The sequence below is a fragment of the Bradyrhizobium monzae genome (assembly GCF_021458635.1).
Taxonomy (GTDB): Bacteria; Pseudomonadota; Alphaproteobacteria; order Rhizobiales; family Xanthobacteraceae; genus Bradyrhizobium.
On the sequence record NZ_JAIRDQ010000005.1, the window covers coordinates 208,762 to 226,729 of the forward strand.

A 17,968-nucleotide genomic window follows, 5' to 3' on the forward strand; every position below is an offset into this window, starting at 1 on the left:
TTCGAGCAGTGCTGAGTGCTCAAAACGCCCATGAAGGCAAAGGGTTCCTTGCGGCCAGAAGCTATTTTGAACCCGGTTCCGTCTTACCGGCGAGGTACTGCTCCAGCCAGTGGATGTGGTAGTCGCCGTTGATGATGTCGTCCTGGCGAACCAGGTCGCGGAACAGCGGCAGGGTGGTCTCGATGCCCTCGACCACCATCTCGTCGAGTGCCCGGCGCAGCCGCATCAGGCATTCGGCGCGGGTCTTGCCGTGGACGATCAGCTTGCCGACGAGGGAATCATAATAAGGCGGGATCGTGTAGCCCTGATAGACCGCGGAATCGATGCGGACACCGAGCCCGCCCGGCGGATGATATTGCGTGATGCGACCCGGCGACGGGCGGAAGGTCTGCGGGTTCTCGGCGTTGATGCGGCACTCGATCGCGTGGCCGATGATCTGGATCTCGCTCTGCTTGGCCGGCAGGTCGCCGCCGGCGGCGATGCGGATCTGCTCCAGCACGAGATCGATGTCGGTGATGCTCTCCGTGACGGGATGCTCGACCTGGATGCGCGTGTTCATCTCGATGAAGTAGAACTCGCCGTCCTCGAACAGGAATTCGATGGTGCCGACGCCGAGATATTTCATCTCGCGCATCGCCTTGGCGCAGGTCTCGCCGATCTTGGCGCGCGCAGCCGCAGCCAGCACGGGCGAGGGGCCTTCCTCCCAGACCTTCTGGTGGCGGCGCTGCAGCGAGCAGTCGCGCTCGCCGAGATGGATCGCGCCGCCGCGGCCGTCGCCGAGAATCTGGATCTCGATGTGGCGCGGCTTCTGGAGGTATTTTTCCAGATAGACGGAGGCGTCGCCGAAGGCCGATTTGGCCTCGTTGGCCGCCGTCGACAGCGCCACCTGGAGATCCGCTTCGCTCTGCGCGACCTTCATGCCGCGGCCGCCGCCGCCGGCCGCCGCCTTCACCAGCACGGGAAAACCGATCTTCCTGGCGATCGCCATCGCATCGTCGTTGGGACCAACTGCACCGTCCGAGCCGGGCACCACGGGGATGCCGAGCTTCCTCGCGGTCTTCTTGGCCTCGATCTTGTCGCCCATCAGGCGGATGTGCTCGGCCTTGGGGCCGATGAATTGCAGATTGTGCTCGCCGAGGATCTCGGCGAAGCGCGCATTCTCAGACAGGAAGCCGTAGCCGGGATGCACGGCGTCCGCGCCGGTGATCTCGCAGGCCGCGAGCAGCGCGGGCACGTTGAGATAGCTGTCCTTGGATGGCGGCGGCCCGATACAAACGCTCTCGTCCGACAGACGCACATGCATGGCGTCGGCGTCGGCGGTGGAGTGTACGGCGACGGTCGCGATCCCGAGCTCCTTGCAGGCGCGCAGGATGCGAAGGGCGATCTCGCCGCGATTGGCTATGAGGATCTTGTCGAACATGGTGCCTCACGGGCGAATGGGGAATAGCGAATGGCGAATAAGGCAGAGTAGTTATGCGCTACTCGCTATTCGCCACTCCCTCACTCAATGATGACGAGCGGCTCGCCGAACTCCACCGGCTGGCCGTCCTCGACCAGGATCTGCGTCACCGTGCCGGCGCGCGTCGAGGGGATCTGGTTCATGGTCTTCATCGCTTCGATGATCAGCAGGGTCTGGCCGACCGAGACCTTCGAGCCGACCTCGACGAACGGCTTGGCGCCGGGCTCCGGCGCCCAATAGGCAGTGCCAACCATCGGCGAGGACACGGCACCCGGATGCTTCGACATGTCAGCCGCGGCAGCCGCGGGCGCTGCGGCAGGTGCTGCGACAAGCCCGGGCGCTGCATGCGCGACCGGAACAGGCATGGTCGCGGCGACGCTGATGTTGCGGGCGACGCGCAGGCGCAGGCCGGCGCGCTCGATCTCGATCTCGGTGAGGCTGGTCTCATCGAGCAGCAGAGCAAGCTCGCGGACCAGTGCGGAATCCTCGCTGGAAAACTTTGCGGCTGCTTTGTCGTCTGGCTGGCGCGCCATGTTCTTTGATCCGAATGTTCTGTGTGATGGGGGAGCGTCAGGCTTTGGGCTTGATGCCGACCTTGGCGGCAAGGCCCTGGATGGCGAGGCGGTAACCCTCGATGCCGAAGCCGCAGAGCGAGGCGAAAGCCGCGCGCGCCGTGTAGGAGTGGTGGCGGAAGCTCTCGCGGGCGTGGATGTTGGTCACGTGCACTTCGACGGTCGGGATCTGCACCGCGAGCAGCGCGTCGTGCAACGCGATCGAGGTGTGCGAATAACCGCCGGCGTTGATGATGATGCCCTTCATCTTGCGGGCATGCGCCTCGTGGATGAAGTCGATCAGCTCGCCCTCGCGGTTGGACTGCCGGCAATCGGCCTTGAGGCCGAAGGTCGCGGCCGTCTCCCGGCATAGCGCCTCGACGTCGGCCAGCGTCGCATGACCATACTTCTCGGGCTCGCGCGTCCCCAGCATGTTGAGGTTCGGCCCGTTGAGAACGAGGATCGTGTCGGTTGCTGGTTCGGCCATTCGTGTCCCGGCGCGTGTTTCGGCGTGGCGGGGGTTATAGGTAACAAAGTGACCCAGGGGAAGCCTTGAAGGGCCTCCAGGACCGCTTCAGGCACTTCATCCGGTGTGCAAAAACCTGTGCGGAAACTACGGAAATTGCTTGTTAACCAGTCCAAAGCATGGCTTCCGGTCCGGACCAGCGGAGGAGGCTGTCCGATAGCCCAAAAGCCCCTGCCGATCGCTCGGCAAGGGCTCATTGGGACGTCAGCGAGGCGGCTTAGCCCTCGATGATGTAGACGATCTCGCGCGTCTGCGGACGGACGATGATGTACTGGCCGTGCACGAAGATCACGTCATAGCCGCGCCATTCCGGATAGATTTCGACAATCCGTGCCGGGAGCGGATGGAAACGAACGCTCGCCGGGATGGTCGTGCCGACCGCAATGTTGAAGTTGACGTTGGTCGTCTCCTCGATCTTCTCGGACTTGATCGCCGACACGATCTGGGTCCGCTTCTCCGCCGGCGGAGCGGCGGTCGCCGAGGTCGCGGCGTTGCCGGTCGTGGTCTGGGACTTGCTGTCGGTCGCAGCCGGACGGTTCTCGGCATTGTTGCTCTTGGCGGCGCCGGCCTTGTTATCCTCGGCCTTCATGTCCTTGCTGCCGGACTTGGTCGATGATTCAGAGCTCATGCTCTTCGACTTGTCCTGGGCTGACTTGTCCTGCGCGCTCTGGGCGTGCTCACCCTTGGCCGCGCCGGCCTTCTCGTCAGCCGCGTTCTTGTTCATCGCGCCGGACTTCTCCATCCCGCCGGATTTCTCTGCCGCACCGGATTTCTCCATCGCGCCGGAGGACTTCTCTTCGCCGGACTTCATGGCGCCGCCGGCCTGACCCACGGTGCCCTTCTGCGGACTTGCGGATTCCTTGCCTGTTGCGCCATGTTCAGCGGCGCCGCCGGCCGGCTGCGAGTGCTGCATCGGCTGCGCGCCGGCGCCGCCGCTGTCATTCTTCATCGTGCCTTGTGCGTTCGCCAGACCGGTGCCGGCGATCAGTGCAATTGCGGCAACCGAGATCATAAAGCGGTTCGACATTGAATTCTCCTCAGGTGTTTCTTTGCGTCATTGCCCGCGCCGACAACGGGAGGAGGTGTCACTTGTTCCGAAACATCTCCTGTTCCGCAGGATTTGTTTGTTGAACGCCAGGTGAACGAGCTTGCAGGATTGCGCCAAGGTTTGGCGCAAAAGGAAAAGGCCGGCTTTTCAGCCGGCCTTTTCGCATGCGTAACGTTGTGGAGCGTGGTCAGCAGGTCGCTTTGCCGCAGCGGGCAACGCCGATCTTTTCCTTGAGGCCGTCGAGGCCGACGGCGCCGACCACAATCTGCTTGCCGATCACGTAGCTCGGCGTGCCGTTCATGCCCATCGCTTCGGCGAGCTTGAAATTCTCCTCGATGGTGGCGCGCACCTCGGGGCTCGCGATGTCCTTCTCGATCTTCGCGGTGTCGAGGCCGGCTTCCTTGGCCGCCTGCATCGCGCGTGCCTTGTCGGCGGCGCCACGACCACCGAGCAGCTTCTGGTGGAAGTCGAGATATTTCTTGCCGGAGGGATCCTGCATGCGCACGGCGACCGCGACCTGTGCGGCCTCGACCGAACCCTGACTCAGCACCGGAAACTCCTTCAGCACGACCTTCAGCTTGGGATCGGCCTTCATCAGGTCGAGCATGTCGCCCATCGCGCGCTTGCAGTAGCCGCAATTGTAATCGAAGAACTCGACGAAGGTGACGTCGCCGTCCTTGTTGCCGAGCACGACCTGGCGCGGCGAGTTGAAGATCGCATCCGAGTTCTGCGCGATGCTGGCCTCGTGCTTCTTCGTTTCGGCATCGGCCTGGCGCTTGCTGAGCTCGGTCATGGCCTCCTCGAGCACCTCGGGATGGCTGACGAGGTAGTTCTTGATGATTGCCTCGATGTCGGTGCGCTGGGCATCCGAGAAGCTGTCGGCCGAAGCCGGTCCCGTTGCGCCGAAGATGGCAAGCGCAAACAGCGCGGGAGCAAGCAGGCGCAGCGAAGGCATTGGCAAATCCTCTTATCCAGAGCAGGTGTCGAAAACGTCCCGGCGGACTTAATCGCAGTGTCGTGACGTCATAGTGGCGGATGTCGTGATCAGGTTAGTGTCGTGATCAGGCTAGTTGCGCGGCGGTTTAGACGCCACGATGTCGTCGGCCTTGACCCATCCGGGCGTGCCGACGGCGAAACGGGTTTTCGCGCGCGTGGCGAGCTCGCGAGCGGTCTTGTTGTCGCCGCGCAAGTAGGCGGCCTGGGCGGAGGCGAGATCCGCCTCTGCATAGTCTCCCTTTCGGCCATAGGCCATCGCGAGCTGCATGTAGCCGAGAGGGGCCTCGGGCTCCCGCGCCACTGCGGCACGGAGAATCCGAACGGCGTCGTCCGTGTAGGCCTTATTATCGGTTCCAACCAGTGCCTGCCCAAGTAACATCTCGATGAGGGGCGCATTGTTCGAGAGTGCGACAGCCTTGCGCAGGGGGGCGATCGCGTCGGCCGGCTTGCCGCTCTCCAGCAGGGCCTGGCCGCGGACCTCGTAGAAGTACGGGTTGTTCGGCTGCACCGCGATCAGCGCGTCGATCTGCGTCAGCGCGCTGCGCAAATCGCCATGCAGATAGGTGCTGATGGCGCGGGCATAGCGCGCCGGCATGCTGTCATTAGTCAGGGGATAGCGGCGGTACACCAGCTCCGGCCGCTCCATGAAGGCGGAAACCTTGGCGCGCACCATGTCGTGGCGGAGCTGCAGCGCGGGATCGTCCTTCTTGTCCCAATAAGGGCTGGTGCTGGCGAACTCCTGAAGCGCTGCGACGCGCTCTGCGGGCATCGGGTGCGATTGCAGATAGGGATCGGCGCCGCGTGCCGCGAACAGGCTCTCGCTGGTGAAGCGCTTGAAGGTCTCGTACATGCCCTTCGGCGACTGCTGGGTCGCGGTCAGGAATTTCACGCCGGCGCGGTCTGCGTTCTCTTCCTGCTGGCGCTGGTAGGATAGCAACGAGCGGCGGATCATTTCCTGCGGTCCGGCGATCGCGGCCGCGCCGGCATTGGCGAGCCCGTTATTGCTATTGCTGGAGCCGCGGCTCGCACCCGCTACGAGCGCGCCGGCGCCGAGCAGCATGGCGATGATCATCTGGGTCTGGGCATTGGCGAGCTGCTCGCGCAGCTTGGACAGATGGCCGCCGGCCAGATGCCCGGTCTCGTGGGCGAGCACGCCGATCAGCTGGTTCGGCGTCTCCGACTGCAGGATCGCGCCGTAATTGACGAAGATGCGGCGGCCATCGGCGACGAACGCGTTGAACGAGCTGTCGTTGATGATCACCATCTGGATGTTCTGCTTCTCCAGGCCGGCAACCCGCAGGATCGGGCGCGTATATTCGCGCAACAGCTGCTCGGTTTCGGTGTCGCGCAGGACCGGCGGTCCGCGGCCTTCCTGCGCCTGCGTCGCCGGGACCGGCAGCAGCGCGATCGCTGCCGCCGAGACGAGGGCGGTGAGGGCGGAGGCCTTTTTGCGCAATGCGATCTGGAGCAACATCAAACGGTCTGGGTCAAACGGGCTTTGCAAGCGGACTTGGAATGCAGCTTTTGTGATTGGTTTTGGCGATTGGCGGCGGACCGGATACGCGATATGCCCTTATGAGCCGTATAATGCGGCTAGTCTGGGGCGCAAGCGCCCGTTTTCCGGACCGAACGGACCGGTCGGCCAGCGAATAGCAGAAATCGATGCACGATGCGACATTGAGGAACCGCGTGGGGCAGTGGCTCGAGCCCTCCCGCCGCAGTGATGTTCCCCCGTTCATGGTAATGGACGTGATGGCCGCGGCGGCCCGGATCGAGGCGGACGGCGGCGATGTCATTCACATGGAGGTCGGCCAACCCGCGGCCGGCGCGCCGAAGACCGCAATCGCGGCGGCGCAGGCCGCGCTGTCTGCGGGGCGGATCGACTACACCTCGGCGCTCGGCATCCCCTCCTTACGTGAGCGCATCGCGCGGCATTATCGCGATGCCTATGGCTGTGCCGTCAGCCCGGAGCGAATCGTGGTGACCACGGGCTCCTCCGGCGGGTTCATCCTGGCCTTCCTGTCGATGTTCGAGCCCGGCGATCGCGTCGCGGTGACAGTGCCGGGCTATCCGCCGTACCGTCACATCCTCACCGCGCTCGGCTGCGAGCCGGTGCTGATCGAGACCACCGACGAGACGCGTCACGCGCTGACCGGCGAGGCGCTGCTCGCCGTCCATCGCAAGGCGCCGCTGAAGGGTGTGCTGGTCGGCAGCCCCGCCAATCCGACGGGAACGATGATGTCGCGCGAGGCGCTCGCCGGCCTGATCGCGGCGTCTGAGGATGCCGGCATCCGCTTCATCTCCGACGAGATCTATCACGGACTCGATTATGCATTTCCCGCTGTGACGGCGGCAGAGCTGTCTCCGCACGCACTCGTGATCAATTCGTTCTCGAAGTATTTTTGCATGACGGGCTGGCGCGTCGGCTGGATGGTCGTGCCCGAGATTCTGGTGCGGCCGATCGAGCGGCTGCAGCAGAACCTCTCGATCTCGGTGCCGTCGCTGTCGCAGATCGCGGCCGAAGCCGCCTTCGACGGTGCGGCCGAGATGGAGGAGATCAAGCACGGCTACCAGGAAAACCGGCGCATCCTGATCGAGGGATTGCCCAAGGCGGGCCTCAGCAAATTCCTGCCCGCGGATGGCGCGTTCTATCTCTATGCCGACGTCTCGGACTTCACGTCCGATAGTTTCGAGTTCGCCAAGCAGATGCTGGAGAAGGCCCACGTTGCGGCAACGCCGGGCGTCGATTTCGATCCGATCCATGGCCGCTCGTTCATCCGATTCTCCTATGCGCGCTCGGCTGCCGAGATGCGGGAGGCAGTTGACCGGATCGCTCACTGGCTTAAATAGCCGCCAGTTTCGAACAGCCTTCCGGAGTGCATCTTGTCTGACCGAACCGTCCAGTCCGCCGCCACGTCGCATTCTCCTCTTGCCGCAGTGATGTGGCCGACCCGACCGGGTGAGACCGTCGGCGCCTTGCGCGCCGTCGTCCTGGTGGGACTCGGCTCCGCGCTGATGGCGTTGTCGGCCAAGGTGAACCTGCCGCTGCCCTACGTGCCCATGACGTTGCAGACCCTGGTCGTGCTGATGATCGGCGCGGCCTATGGCTGGCGCCTTGGCAGCGCAACCATGATCGCTTACCTCGCCGAAGGCGCGATGGGCCTGCCGGTGTTCGCCGGTCCGGTCGGTGGAATCGCACCGCTGATCGGTCCCACCGCCGGTTATCTCTATGGCTTCGTGCTGGCTGCCTTCGTCATCGGCTGGTTCGCCGAACGAGGCTGGGATCGCAACGTCGTGCTGCTGTTCGCGGCCATGGCGGTCGGCCATGTCGTGATTTTCATCGCCGGTTTCGGCTGGCTGGCCTACGGCATCGGCCTTGGCGCAAATAAGGCTTGGCTGGTTGGCGTCGCGCCGTTCATTGCGGCCTCCGTGGTCAAGAATGCGCTAGGCGCTGCGCTGATGCCGGCGGCGCGACGGATCGTCGATCGCCGCGGCTAGATTTCACTGTACGGAATGTTCCAATTGACAGGGCCGGCCAAGTTGATCTTGGCTGGCTCTGAATTTTGAGGGGGAGTGAAACAATGACAACGACAACAATGACCGGCGCGCCAGCCGCACCGAGCGCCGCCAAGCCGTGGTATAAAATTCTCTACGTCCAGGTGCTGATCGCCATCGTGCTCGGCGCGATCGTCGGCTGGCTCTGGCCGACGGTTGCTACCAACGACTGGATCAAGGCACTCGGTGACGGCTTCATCAAGCTGATCAAGATGGTGATCGCGCCGATCATCTTCTGCACCGTGGTCTCCGGTATCGCGCACATCCAGGATGCCAAGAAAGTCGGCCGCATCGGCGTCAAGGCGCTGGTTTATTTCGAGATCGTCTCCACCTTCGCGCTCGTCATCGGCCTCATCATCGGCAACGTCGTGAAGCCGGGCGCTGGCTTTGGCAATGCTGCCGCCAACGCGCAAGCGGTCGCCAATTATGCCAAGCAGGCCGAAGGCCAGAAGTCGGTCGACTTCATCCTGCACATCATTCCCGACACCGTGGTCGGCGCCTTCGCGCAAGGCGAGATCCTCCAGGTGCTGCTGTTCTCGGTGCTGTTCGGCTTTGCGATCATGGGTCTTGGCGAGCGTGGGCATGTGATCCGCGGCTTCATCGACGACGCCGCGCATGCGGTGTTCGGCGTCATCTCCATCGTGATGCGCGCCGCACCGCTCGGTGCGTTCGGTGCGATGGCCTACACCATCGGCAAGTTCGGCACCGGTGCGATCCTCAATCTGATGGGCCTGATCGCGACGTTCTATTTGACCGCGGCGCTGTTCGTGATCGTGGTGCTCGGCACCATCGCGCGGTTTGCAGGGTTCTCGATCTTCAGGTTCCTGGCCTACATCAAGGACGAGCTGCTGATCGTGCTCGGCACCTCGTCGTCGGAAAGCGCGCTGCCATCCCTGATGGAGAAGCTGGAACGGCTCGGTTGCTCGAAGTCGGTGGTCGGTCTGGTGGTGCCCACGGGTTATTCGTTCAACCTCGACGGCACCAACATCTACATGACGCTGGCGACCCTGTTCATCGCACAGGCGCTCGGCTTCGATCTCACCTTCGGCCAGCAGCTCACGATCCTCGTGGTGGCGATGCTGACCTCGAAGGGGGCCTCCGGCATCACCGGTGCGGGCTTCATCACGCTGGCCGCGACGCTCGCCGTGGTCGATCCCCGGCTCGTGCCGGGCATGGCGATCGTGCTCGGCATCGACAAGTTCATGAGCGAGTGCCGCGCACTCACCAATCTCTGCGGCAACGGTGTGGCCTGCGTGATCGTCGCCTGGTGGGAGGGCGAGCTCGATCGCGACAAGCTCAATGCGCGATTGAGCCAGCAGATCGATCCGACCGACCTCGAGACCGCGGTCACGACGGACTGATCTGCAAGCTGCATCGCGCGGCGTAATGCGCCGTCAGGCCTTGAAGTAATAGGGCTGGTCGAGATCCTCGATCAGCCCTTTTTCTTTCGGCGCCCAGCCGAGCAGGGCGCGTGTCTTCGCGCTCGATGTCGGCACGTCGACACCGGCAAATTGCGCGAACCAGCCGAAATGTTCGGCCGCTTCGTCCTGCGATTTCGAGACCACTGGCACACCGAGTCTTTTGCCGATGACCTCGGCAATCGTCTTGAACGGGATGCCTTCCTCGGCGAGCGCATGATAGCGCGGTGCGGTTGCGCCTTGCTCGAGCGCCAGCCTGTAAACGCGCGCCGCATCGAAGCGGTGCCCGGCGGGCCAGCGGTTCATGCCGTCGCCAATATAAGCCGCCACGCCTTTCTGGCGGGCGAGGTTGATCAGGATCGGGACAAAGCCGTGGTCGCCTTCGCCATGCGTCGTTGGCGGCAGTCGCACCGCAGCGGCGCGGACGCCGGCCAGCGAGAGCGCGGTCGATTCCGACACGCGTGGGAAGCCGTGTGCCGCCTCGTCATCCTCGGTCGCGAGACGTCCAGGCGCGAGTAGCGCCACGCCGGAGGTGACGATGAGCGGGCGGTCAGAGCCCGTGAGTTCTTCACCGAGCGCGACGATGGCGCGGCGGTCGAGCTCGCAATTGTCCAAAAATTTCGAGAAGTCGTGGTTGAAGCCGAGATGCAGCACGCCATCGGAGCCGGCGGCGCCGCTGCGCAAGGAGGCGTGGTCCTCCAGCGAGCCGCGGTGGACCTTTGCCCCCATTGCGGCGAGCGATGCGGCACCCGCATCGGAGCGGGCGAGGCCGGTGACGCTATGGCCGGCGGCGATCAGGTCGGCAACAACGGCAGAGCCGACGAAGCCGGTGGCGCCAGTGACGAATACACGCATGAGCAATCTCCAGGTTGGTGTGAGACAGCATCTGCGCTAGGATTATCCGGGTAAAGTAGTAATATTATCAGGGTATAATAGCTAACAGGATGAGCGATACCTCCAGCGAGAACCTGCTCGGGACCTATCTGAAAGACCGCCGGACCCGGCTCGACGCGGCTGCCTTCGGCTTCGGCGGTAGTCGCCGGCGTACGCCGGGGCTGCGGCGCGAGGAGGTCGCGCAGCGGGCCAATATCAGCCCGACCTGGTACACCTGGCTGGAGCAGGGCCGCGGTGGCGCGCCGTCGGCCGACGTGCTCGACCGCATCGCCGCCGCGCTGATGCTGACCGATGTCGAGCGCGAGCATCTGTTCCTGATCGGGCTCGGCCGTCCGCCCGAAGTCCGTTACCAGGCAAGTGAGGGCGTCTCGCCACGGCTTCAGCGCGTGCTCGATGCGCTGGAGACCAGCCCCGCCATCATCAGGACCGCGATCTGGGACGTCGTCGCCTGGAATCGCGCGGCGACGCTCGTGCTGACCGACTATTCAAAACTTCCGCCGGAACGGCGCAACATCCTGCGGCTGATCTTCAGCGAGCCCAACATCCGGGCCGCGCAATATGATTGGGACAGCGTGGCCCGCTTCGTGGTCGCGGCGTTCCGGGCGGACGCGGCGCGCGCCGGCGCGGTCTCGCATGTCGCCGACTTCGTCGACGAGATGTGTCGCCAGAGTCCCGAGTTCGCGAGGCTGTGGGCCGACAACGACGTCCGCAACTATGGCGAGGGCGTCAAGCATCTGCGCCATCCCGTCCTCGGTCCGATCGCGTTCGAATATTCGGCGTTCTCGGTCGACGGCCGGCCCGATCTCGGCATGGTCGTCTACAACCCGGCGACGCCGGAGCATTCCGAGCGGATCAGAAAAATTCTGGCCACGCAGATCGACTGACGGAATTCGCGGCCTCGCGCGTTTAACCGGCATCTCTGATGTCGGGGGCGGTGATATCGTGGGCGATGACCCGCTGATGCTTCTGACGGCTGCGCTCTCAGTGCTCGCCGCGAAAGCGGAGAGCTAGAACCGCTCCGGCCGGTACGGCGTCGGATCGATCGAGGGCGTCTCGCCGTTCATCATCTCCGCGAGCAGGCGCCCGGTGGCGGGGCCCAGCGTAAAGCCCTGGTGACCGTGGCCGAAATTCATCCAGAGGCCGCGGTGGCGTGGGGCACGGCCAAGCACGGGCACCATGTCGGGCGTGCAGGGGCGGGTGCCGAACCAAGGCTCGGGCTCGGCGCGCTGGCCGAGATCGATCAGCTCGCGTGCGGAGGCTTCGGCGCTGGCGAGCTGCACCGGCGTTGCCAGCGCATCCGGCCCCGTCAGCTCCGCGCCTGTGGTGATGCGGATGCCCTTGGCCATCGGTCCCATGGCGTAGCCCTGGCCCTTGTCGACCAGCGGCAAATCGAGCGAGGCGCCGCCGCTGTAATGCATGTGGTAGCCGCGCTTGCGCACCAACGGAATCCGGTAGCCGAACTTGTGCAGGAGATCCGGCGACCACGGCCCGAGCGTCACGACGGCGTTGGCGGCATCGATGCGGCCATTGTCGGTGTCGACCGACCATCCGGTCGCGGTCTGCTGCAACGACTGCGCATCGCCGAGCACGATGATGCCGCCGAGGCGTTCGAACAGATTGGCATAGGCGGTGACCAGGGCGCCGGGATCGGACACGGTCCAGGTGTCGAGCCAATGGATCGCGCCGGGAAGGTCGGCGCGCAGGATCGGTTCGGCCTTGGTCAGTTCGCTGCCCGAGAGCACGCGATAATTCACGCCGAACTCGCTTCGGTCTTCCTCTGCGGCCTTGATCGAATGGTCGAGCGCAGCAGCATCGCGAAACAGTGCGCGATAGCCGGCGCGGCGGATCAGATTGTCGGCATGGGCTTCGCGGATCAGGATGTCGTGCTCGGGGGTCGCATAGGCGATCAGCTGCGCCCAGGCGGCGATCGCCTCGCGATGCCGCTTCGGCGCCGAATGCCACCAATAGCGGAGCAGCGGCTCGACGTGGCGATGCAGCGAGGACAAGCTGTAGCGCACGTCATTGGTGCGGCCGGTCGCGATCTTCACGAGCGAGGCGAGGTCGCGCGGCATCGGATAGGGCCGCACCGCCTCCGCCTGGATCATCCCGGCGTTGCCGTAGCTGGTCTCGCGGCCGGGCTCCCTGCGGTCGACCAGCGAGACGGTCCAGCCGCGTTGCCTCAGATGCAAGGCGGCGCCGACGCCCACCATGCCGCCGCCGAGAATGATTGCGCTTTGCATTGGATATGACCTCGCCAAATCAAAACCGCCCGGTTTGACCGGGCGGTTTCATCTGGTTTTCGTTCTATTCGCCGCTGCCGAAACGGCGCGACCACCAGCCGGCGCGACGCGGGGCCGCTGGCGTCTCGGCTGCCACGTCCGTAGCAGGCTCGGGCGCGGGCGGAGCAACCGGCTCCGGCGCTGCCGCAACCGGGGTGGCCGGCTCGCTCGGGCTCGACAGGAAGCTCACCTTCTCCCGGACGGTGGAGCGGCGTCGCGCCGCCTTGTCGTCGGATGCGGGCTCTTCCTCAGCAACAGCGGCGGAAGGCGCGGGCTGCGCCGGCGTTTCGACCGGTGCCTGCAACTGAAACTCGGGCTGAGACGCTTCGACCGGCGCGATATGCTCCGAATGCGCAATCGACGGAGCGGTCTCGCTGCCGGAGCTGTCGAAATCAGCGACCGCCTCGGTTGCTTCCGACGGCTGATTGCCGGTGAGCTCGTCGCCGATGGAGCCGGCGAGACCTTCCTCGCCGTTACCGCGCCGACGACGCCCGCCCCTGCGACCACGCCGGCGACGACGATCGCTGTTGCCCTGCTGCTCGCCACGGGCGGCCTGGTCCTCGCCTTCCTCACCCTCCTGTTCGGTGTCGGCATCCTCTTCGCCTTCGCTGGCCGCTACGGCCCCTTCAAGAGAGGCGGGGGCGCCATCCTCGCGCGCCTCACCGTCGCGCTGACCGCCGCGACCGCGCCGGCGGCGACGGCGCTTGCGTCGCTGGCCGTCCTGCTCGGGCGATGCATCGCCTGCAGCTTGCTCCTCGGTGAGACCTTCGGTCTCCTCGGTCTCGACTTCGGATTCCAGTTCCGCATCGAGCTCCTCGTCGTCATAGGCTTCTTCGACCAGCGGCGGCGGGCTTGCGGCGGCCTGGGCCGCTAGCAGCGCCTTGGCGGCTTCGAGCGTATGCACCTGCTCGCCGCGGTCGATGAGATAGGCTTGCGGTCCGCTGACGCTGGGGTCGGCGATGACAGAAAGCGAGACCTTGAAGCCGTTTTCGAGATCGCGCAGATGACCGCGCTTGTGGTTCAGCACATAGAGCGCGACGTCGGTGCGGGTGCGGACCACGAGGTTGTGGGTCGCGCCCTTCATCAAGATCTCTTCCAGGCCGCGCAGCAACTGCAGCGCTACCGAGGACACCGAACGGACATGGCCGGTGCCGCCGCAATGCGGGCAGGGATCGGTCGAGGATTCCAGCACGCTCGCACGGATGCGCTGGCGCGACATCTCGAGCAGGCCGAAATGCGAGATGCGTCCGACCTGGATGCGCGCGCGATCCTGCCGCAGGCAGTCGGACAGCTTGCGCTCGACCGCACGGTTGTTGCGCTTCTCGTCCATGTCGATGAAGTCGATGACGATCAGGCCGGCGAGGTCGCGCAGGCGGAGCTGTCGGGCGACCTCTTCGGCCGCTTCCAGATTGGTCTTGAGCGCGGTGTCCTCGATATGGTGCTCGCGCGTCGATCGTCCGGAGTTGACGTCGATCGAGACCAGCGCCTCGGTCTGGTTGATCACGATGTAACCGCCGGAGCGCAGCTGCACGGTCGGCGAGAACATCGCGTCGAGTTGGCTTTCGACGCCCATGCGCGAGAACAGCGGCTGGCCGTCGCGATATTGCTTCACCGCGCTGACATTGGCGGGCATCAGCATCTTCATGAAGTCGCGGGCTTCGCGGTAGCCGGACTCGCCGGCGACCGAGATCTCGTCGATCTCCTTGTTGTAGAGGTCGCGCAGCGAGCGCTTGATCAGCGAGCCTTCCTCGTAGACCAGCGTCGGGGCCTGCGACTTCAGCGTCAGGTCGCGCACCGTCTCCCACATCCGGATCAGGTACTCGAAGTCGCGCTTGATCTCGGGCTTGGTGCGGGCGGCACCCGCGGTGCGCAGGATGATGCCCATGCCCTCGGGCACGTCGAGATCCTGCACCACTTCCTTCAGGCGCGAACGGTCCTGGGCGGAGGTGATCTTGCGGCTGATGCCACCGCCACGGGCGGTGTTCGGCATCAACACGGCGTATCGGCCGGCGAGCGAGAGGTAGGTCGTCAGCGCCGCGCCCTTGTTGCCGCGCTCCTCCTTGACCACCTGCACCAGCATCACCTGGCGGCGCTTGATGACTTCCTGGATCTTGTACTGGCGGCGCGGACGGAAGGTGCGCTCCGGCACTTCCTCGAGCACGTCGTCACCGCCGACGGATTCGACGTGCTCCTCTTCGGCTTCCTCGCCGTCTTCATCGTCCTCGTCGTCTTCGTCGGCCCTGGCTTCCGCATCCTGATGCGGGGCTTCAGTGCTCTCACCGGCAGCGTAGACGGCATCGGCCGGCTCGGTGACGGAAGTCACGGCTTCGGCAAAAGCCTCGGCATGCGTTTCAGAGACGGTGGCCTCAACGGTCTCGGCCGCAACAACGGGCTCAGCGCCAATAGCGGCGACAGGCGCGGGCGAATCCTCGGCATGAGCGTGGTCGTGATGATCGTGCTCGTCGTCATGGCCATGGTCTTCATGATCATGAGCGTGATGGTGCTCGTCATCATGAGCGTGATGGTGATCATCGTGCTCGTGATCGTCATGCCCGTGATCGTCGTGATCATGGTCATGATGATCGTGGTCGTGACCTTCGTGCTCGCCGTGATGCTCGGCAGCGGCGTGCAGATGCTCGCCCTCATGCGCAGCGCCGTCGGCATGCTCCGGCAGGGCCTGGCCCTCGACCGGCTGTGCGGCCGGATCGGCGCCGAGACCCTCGACGATGTCGCTGCGGACGCGTTCGCCTTGACCGCGGCGGCGGGCATTGCGGTGGCGCGAGCGGCGGCGGCCGTGAGAGCGGTTCTCGCTCTCTTCCTCGGCTTCGCGATGGGCCTGTTCTTCGGCCTCGATCAGCGCCTGCCGGTCGGCCACCGGGATCTGGTAGTAGTCGGGATGGATTTCGCTGAAGGCCAGGAAGCCGTGGCGGTTGCCGCCATATTCAACGAAAGCGGCCTGGAGCGAGGGTTCGACCCTTGTGACCTTGGCGAGGTAGATGTTCCCGCGCAGTTGCTTGCGTTGCGCGGTCTCGAAGTCAAACTCTTCGACGCGATTGCCGCGGACCACGACGACCCGGGTCTCTTCCGGGTGGGTGGCATCGATCAACATCTTGTTGGGCATGTCTTAACTCTTGGCGGCGGCGGGCGCGATCGACCGTGGGCGCGAGCTGCGCTGCCGGGTGACGCGACGGTCCACCTGATTCGGGGGTGAGGGGAAGGCCGAAACGCCGTCTCTCGCGCCTCGCCGAATCGGAAGCCGGAGGACCGAAGCGGCGCGCGGGAGTGTCACTCCGCAGCGTCGCGAAAGGTCCTTCAGAATTCGTCGGCACAGTCTGGCGCATCAAGCGTCGGCCCGTATGAAACATTGGGCGGCGGGGCCGCCCCTAATCAGTTGCTGCTGGCCAGGCATGGCGCGTGCGCGCTCGCCCTGGGATCACGAACCGCCCCCTTGGGATTAAGGGATCGGGTAACTGGCCGCGTCGCTGTCGAAACTGTCCCGGATACAGCGTGGTAACCGGAAACCGTCCGCCGCCGGGGCTTGCCCCGTTCCACCTCGCTGCCGCGCACCGCGCTGGTCTTAGAGGGGAACGGAAAAACGCTGGAATTCCCAAACCTTGGGAGTTCCGGCGCTGCACCGGGAGGCTGAATGCGACACAACCGGAAAATTATTGGCCGTCAGCAATCCGTACATACGAGGAATGGGCCAGCCGTGCAAGGGAGCGTCGCACGCTGGTCACAGTCGAAGAGTTTCGCGTTTCCGTCATTAAGGATCGATTAACCCTGTGGTTCTATTGCGTTAAAGAGGGCTGCTCGGAGGCACGGATTCGGTGGCGAGCCGCACAAATCAAAGGGTTTTGCTGGGGGTTGCGCTTCTGTGCGCCGCGGCATTGCCGTGCGCCGATTCCTCGCGTCTCAGCGCCGCCGAGAGCCCATCGCAACCCTCTGTTGTGACGGCGAATTTTCCGACTGCGACAGCTGCGCGCCTGGCCGGCGACGGCAAGCAGACCCGCTTCATCCTCGACCTCGACCAGACCGTCAGCTTCCGCGTCACGACGCTCGCCGATCCCTACCGGGTCGTGGTCGATGTCCCCCAGGTGAATTTTCAGCTGGGCCCGGGCACCGGGGCCGGGCGAGGGCTGGTCAAGGCCTTCCGCTACGGGCTCGTCATGCCCGGTGGCTCCCGAATCGTGTTCGACCTGGCCGGGCCTGCCAAGGTCACCAATTCCTATGTTCTCGAGGCGGCCAACGGCCAGCCGGCCCGGCTGGTGCTCGAGCTGGAGGAGGTCGACCGCGCGGCTTTCGTGCCGACGCCCGCCCCGGAGAATCGCCCCGAGTTGCGGTCGACGATCGCCGCCGCGCCGCCGGCAACGGTTCCTGCCGCGCCCGAAGCGACGCCGCAGAAGCCGGGGGCGCCGGCCGATGGACGCCCGGTCGTCGTGATCGATCCCGGCCACGGCGGCATCGACAACGGCACCCAGTCGAGCGGCGAGAGCGAGAAAAACCTGGTGCTCGCGTTTGGCCTGGCGCTGCGCGACCGGCTGGAAAAGGCCGGCAAATACCGGGTGGTGATGACAAGGGACGACGACACCTTCATTCCGCTCAATGACCGGTCCAAAATCGCCCGCAGTCTGAACGCCGCGCTGTTCGTCTCGATCCACGCCGACGCACTGCCGAAGGCCGAGGGCGATGCGCAGGGCGCCACCATCTACACACTCTCGGACAAGGCCTCCGACGCCGAGGCCCAGCGCCTGGCCGATGCCGAAAACCGCGCCGACGCGATTGCCGGCTTCAATCTCGCGGAGGAGCCGACCGACGTCGCCGATATCCTGATCGACCTGACGCAGCGGGAAACCCGCACCTTTTCAAACCGTTTTGCGCATTTGCTGATGGGTGAAATGAAGTCGACGGTACGGATGCACAAGCATCCCTTGAAGTCGGCCGGTTTCCGGGTGCTGAAGGCCCCCGATGTGCCCTCGGTGCTGGTCGAGATCGGCTACGTCTCCAACAAGGGCGACCTCGAGCACCTCGTGTCCGAGGGCTGGCGGTCGCGCGCGGTGGGCTCGATGGCCCAGGCGATCGACACGTTCCTGGCCAAGCGGATGGCAACGGCGGGGGCCGGGAATTAAGCAGGGAATGCCGGTTCCGATGTTAAGCCCTGGTTTGGCCACAGCGGACGCTTTATAAAAACGACGCAGGGGGTTCCGGAATCGACGAGAATCCCGTTCGGCAAGCGTCTTTCGGT

15 protein-coding genes are annotated in these 17,968 nt (G+C 65.0%); 6 read left to right on the top strand and 9 right to left on the bottom strand.

Annotated features, from left to right (window positions below; translation table 11 throughout):
• Positions 1 to 61: 61 nt before the first annotated feature.
• The 6 genes from accC to K3F49_RS20335 form a co-directional block, all read right to left on the bottom strand.
• The gene (gene accC, locus K3F49_RS20310) at positions 62 to 1,420 is read right to left on the bottom strand and encodes an acetyl-CoA carboxylase biotin carboxylase subunit (RefSeq protein ID WP_234682722.1); all 1,359 of its coding nucleotides are present in this window, start codon (positions 1,418 to 1,420) and stop codon (positions 62 to 64) included.
• Between the two features lie 80 nt (positions 1,421 to 1,500).
• Positions 1,501 to 1,992 (bottom strand): acetyl-CoA carboxylase biotin carboxyl carrier protein, encoded by a 492-nt coding sequence (accB, locus tag K3F49_RS20315; protein ID WP_234682723.1) that lies wholly within the window; start codon positions 1,990 to 1,992, stop codon positions 1,501 to 1,503.
• Between the two features lie 37 nt (positions 1,993 to 2,029).
• On the bottom strand, positions 2,030 to 2,497 hold the full coding sequence (aroQ, locus tag K3F49_RS20320) for a type II 3-dehydroquinate dehydratase (RefSeq protein WP_212427781.1): 468 nt from the start codon (positions 2,495 to 2,497) through the stop codon (positions 2,030 to 2,032).
• Between the two features lie 256 nt (positions 2,498 to 2,753).
• Positions 2,754 to 3,563, bottom strand: a complete 810-nt coding sequence (locus K3F49_RS20325) for a DUF1236 domain-containing protein (RefSeq protein WP_234682724.1) — start codon at positions 3,561 to 3,563, stop codon at positions 2,754 to 2,756.
• Between the two features lie 208 nt (positions 3,564 to 3,771).
• Complete coding sequence (locus K3F49_RS20330; protein ID WP_234682725.1) at positions 3,772 to 4,539, bottom strand: DsbA family protein; 768 nt, start codon at positions 4,537 to 4,539, stop codon at positions 3,772 to 3,774.
• A gap of 111 nt (positions 4,540 to 4,650) precedes the next feature.
• Positions 4,651 to 6,054 carry a M48 family metalloprotease gene (locus tag K3F49_RS20335; protein WP_234682726.1) on the bottom strand — a complete coding sequence of 468 codons (1,404 nt, stop codon included), beginning with the start codon at positions 6,052 to 6,054 and terminating at the stop codon, positions 4,651 to 4,653.
• Positions 6,055 to 6,242: 188 nt separating this feature from the next.
• On the opposite strand from K3F49_RS20335, the gene K3F49_RS20340 reads away from it, so the two are divergent.
• The 3 genes from K3F49_RS20340 (at position 6,243) to K3F49_RS20350 (ending at position 9,496) form a co-directional block, all read left to right on the top strand.
• Positions 6,243 to 7,430 carry a pyridoxal phosphate-dependent aminotransferase gene (locus tag K3F49_RS20340; RefSeq protein WP_234682727.1) on the top strand — a complete coding sequence of 396 codons (1,188 nt, stop codon included), beginning with the start codon at positions 6,243 to 6,245 and terminating at the stop codon, positions 7,428 to 7,430.
• Between the two features lie 90 nt (positions 7,431 to 7,520).
• A complete protein-coding gene (locus tag K3F49_RS20345) occupies positions 7,521 to 8,078 on the top strand; it encodes a biotin transporter BioY (RefSeq protein ID WP_234683010.1) in 558 nt (185 codons plus the stop codon).
• A gap of 83 nt (positions 8,079 to 8,161) precedes the next feature.
• Positions 8,162 to 9,496, top strand: a complete 1,335-nt coding sequence (locus K3F49_RS20350) for a dicarboxylate/amino acid:cation symporter (RefSeq protein WP_234682728.1) — start codon at positions 8,162 to 8,164, stop codon at positions 9,494 to 9,496.
• A 33-nt stretch (positions 9,497 to 9,529) separates the two neighbouring features.
• Here the strand turns inward: K3F49_RS20350 and K3F49_RS20355 are convergent, their stop codons facing one another.
• The gene (locus tag K3F49_RS20355; RefSeq protein ID WP_234682729.1) at positions 9,530 to 10,408 is read right to left on the bottom strand and encodes an SDR family oxidoreductase; all 879 of its coding nucleotides are present in this window, start codon (positions 10,406 to 10,408) and stop codon (positions 9,530 to 9,532) included.
• A gap of 89 nt (positions 10,409 to 10,497) precedes the next feature.
• On the opposite strand from K3F49_RS20355, the gene K3F49_RS20360 reads away from it, so the two are divergent.
• Complete coding sequence (locus K3F49_RS20360; protein ID WP_234682730.1) at positions 10,498 to 11,331, top strand: helix-turn-helix transcriptional regulator; 834 nt, start codon at positions 10,498 to 10,500, stop codon at positions 11,329 to 11,331.
• A 123-nt stretch (positions 11,332 to 11,454) separates the two neighbouring features.
• Here K3F49_RS20360 and K3F49_RS20365 read toward each other — a convergent pair whose 3' ends face one another.
• Positions 11,455 to 12,687, bottom strand: a complete 1,233-nt coding sequence (locus K3F49_RS20365) for an NAD(P)/FAD-dependent oxidoreductase (RefSeq protein ID WP_234682731.1) — start codon at positions 12,685 to 12,687, stop codon at positions 11,455 to 11,457.
• Positions 12,688 to 12,751: 64 nt separating this feature from the next.
• Positions 12,752 to 15,049 carry an Rne/Rng family ribonuclease gene (locus K3F49_RS20370; RefSeq protein ID WP_346657332.1) on the bottom strand — a complete coding sequence of 766 codons (2,298 nt, stop codon included), beginning with the start codon at positions 15,047 to 15,049 and terminating at the stop codon, positions 12,752 to 12,754.
• Between the two features lie 21 nt (positions 15,050 to 15,070).
• Here K3F49_RS20370 and K3F49_RS39430 point away from each other — a divergent pair, with 21 nt between their 5' ends.
• Both K3F49_RS39430 and K3F49_RS20375 read left to right on the top strand, forming a co-directional pair.
• A complete protein-coding gene (locus tag K3F49_RS39430; protein ID WP_346657333.1) occupies positions 15,071 to 15,937 on the top strand; it encodes a hypothetical protein in 867 nt (288 codons plus the stop codon).
• 616 nt (positions 15,938 to 16,553) lie between these two features.
• A complete protein-coding gene (locus tag K3F49_RS20375) occupies positions 16,554 to 17,852 on the top strand; it encodes an N-acetylmuramoyl-L-alanine amidase (RefSeq protein WP_234682733.1) in 1,299 nt (432 codons plus the stop codon).
• Positions 17,853 to 17,968: the final 116 nt, after the last annotated feature.

Coding starts and splice junctions, on each gene's coding strand:
- K3F49_RS20350 (WP_234682728.1), top strand. CDS start 8,162: ATGACAACGACAACAATGACCGGCGCGCCAGCCGCACCGAGCGCCGCC.
- K3F49_RS39430 (WP_346657333.1), top strand. CDS start 15,071: ATGCGTTTCAGAGACGGTGGCCTCAACGGTCTCGGCCGCAACAACGGG.
- accC (WP_234682722.1), bottom strand. CDS start 1,420: ATGTTCGACAAGATCCTCATAGCCAATCGCGGCGAGATCGCCCTTCGC.
- K3F49_RS20340 (WP_234682727.1), top strand. CDS start 6,243: ATGCACGATGCGACATTGAGGAACCGCGTGGGGCAGTGGCTCGAGCCC.
- K3F49_RS20335 (WP_234682726.1), bottom strand. CDS start 6,054: ATGTTGCTCCAGATCGCATTGCGCAAAAAGGCCTCCGCCCTCACCGCC.
- K3F49_RS20325 (WP_234682724.1), bottom strand. CDS start 3,563: ATGTCGAACCGCTTTATGATCTCGGTTGCCGCAATTGCACTGATCGCC.
- K3F49_RS20355 (WP_234682729.1), bottom strand. CDS start 10,408: ATGCGTGTATTCGTCACTGGCGCCACCGGCTTCGTCGGCTCTGCCGTT.
- K3F49_RS20365 (WP_234682731.1), bottom strand. CDS start 12,687: ATGCAAAGCGCAATCATTCTCGGCGGCGGCATGGTGGGCGTCGGCGCC.
- K3F49_RS20360 (WP_234682730.1), top strand. CDS start 10,498: ATGAGCGATACCTCCAGCGAGAACCTGCTCGGGACCTATCTGAAAGAC.
- K3F49_RS20330 (WP_234682725.1), bottom strand. CDS start 4,539: ATGCCTTCGCTGCGCCTGCTTGCTCCCGCGCTGTTTGCGCTTGCCATC.
- aroQ (WP_212427781.1), bottom strand. CDS start 2,497: ATGGCCGAACCAGCAACCGACACGATCCTCGTTCTCAACGGGCCGAAC.
- accB (WP_234682723.1), bottom strand. CDS start 1,992: ATGGCGCGCCAGCCAGACGACAAAGCAGCCGCAAAGTTTTCCAGCGAG.
- K3F49_RS20345 (WP_234683010.1), top strand. CDS start 7,521: ATGTGGCCGACCCGACCGGGTGAGACCGTCGGCGCCTTGCGCGCCGTC.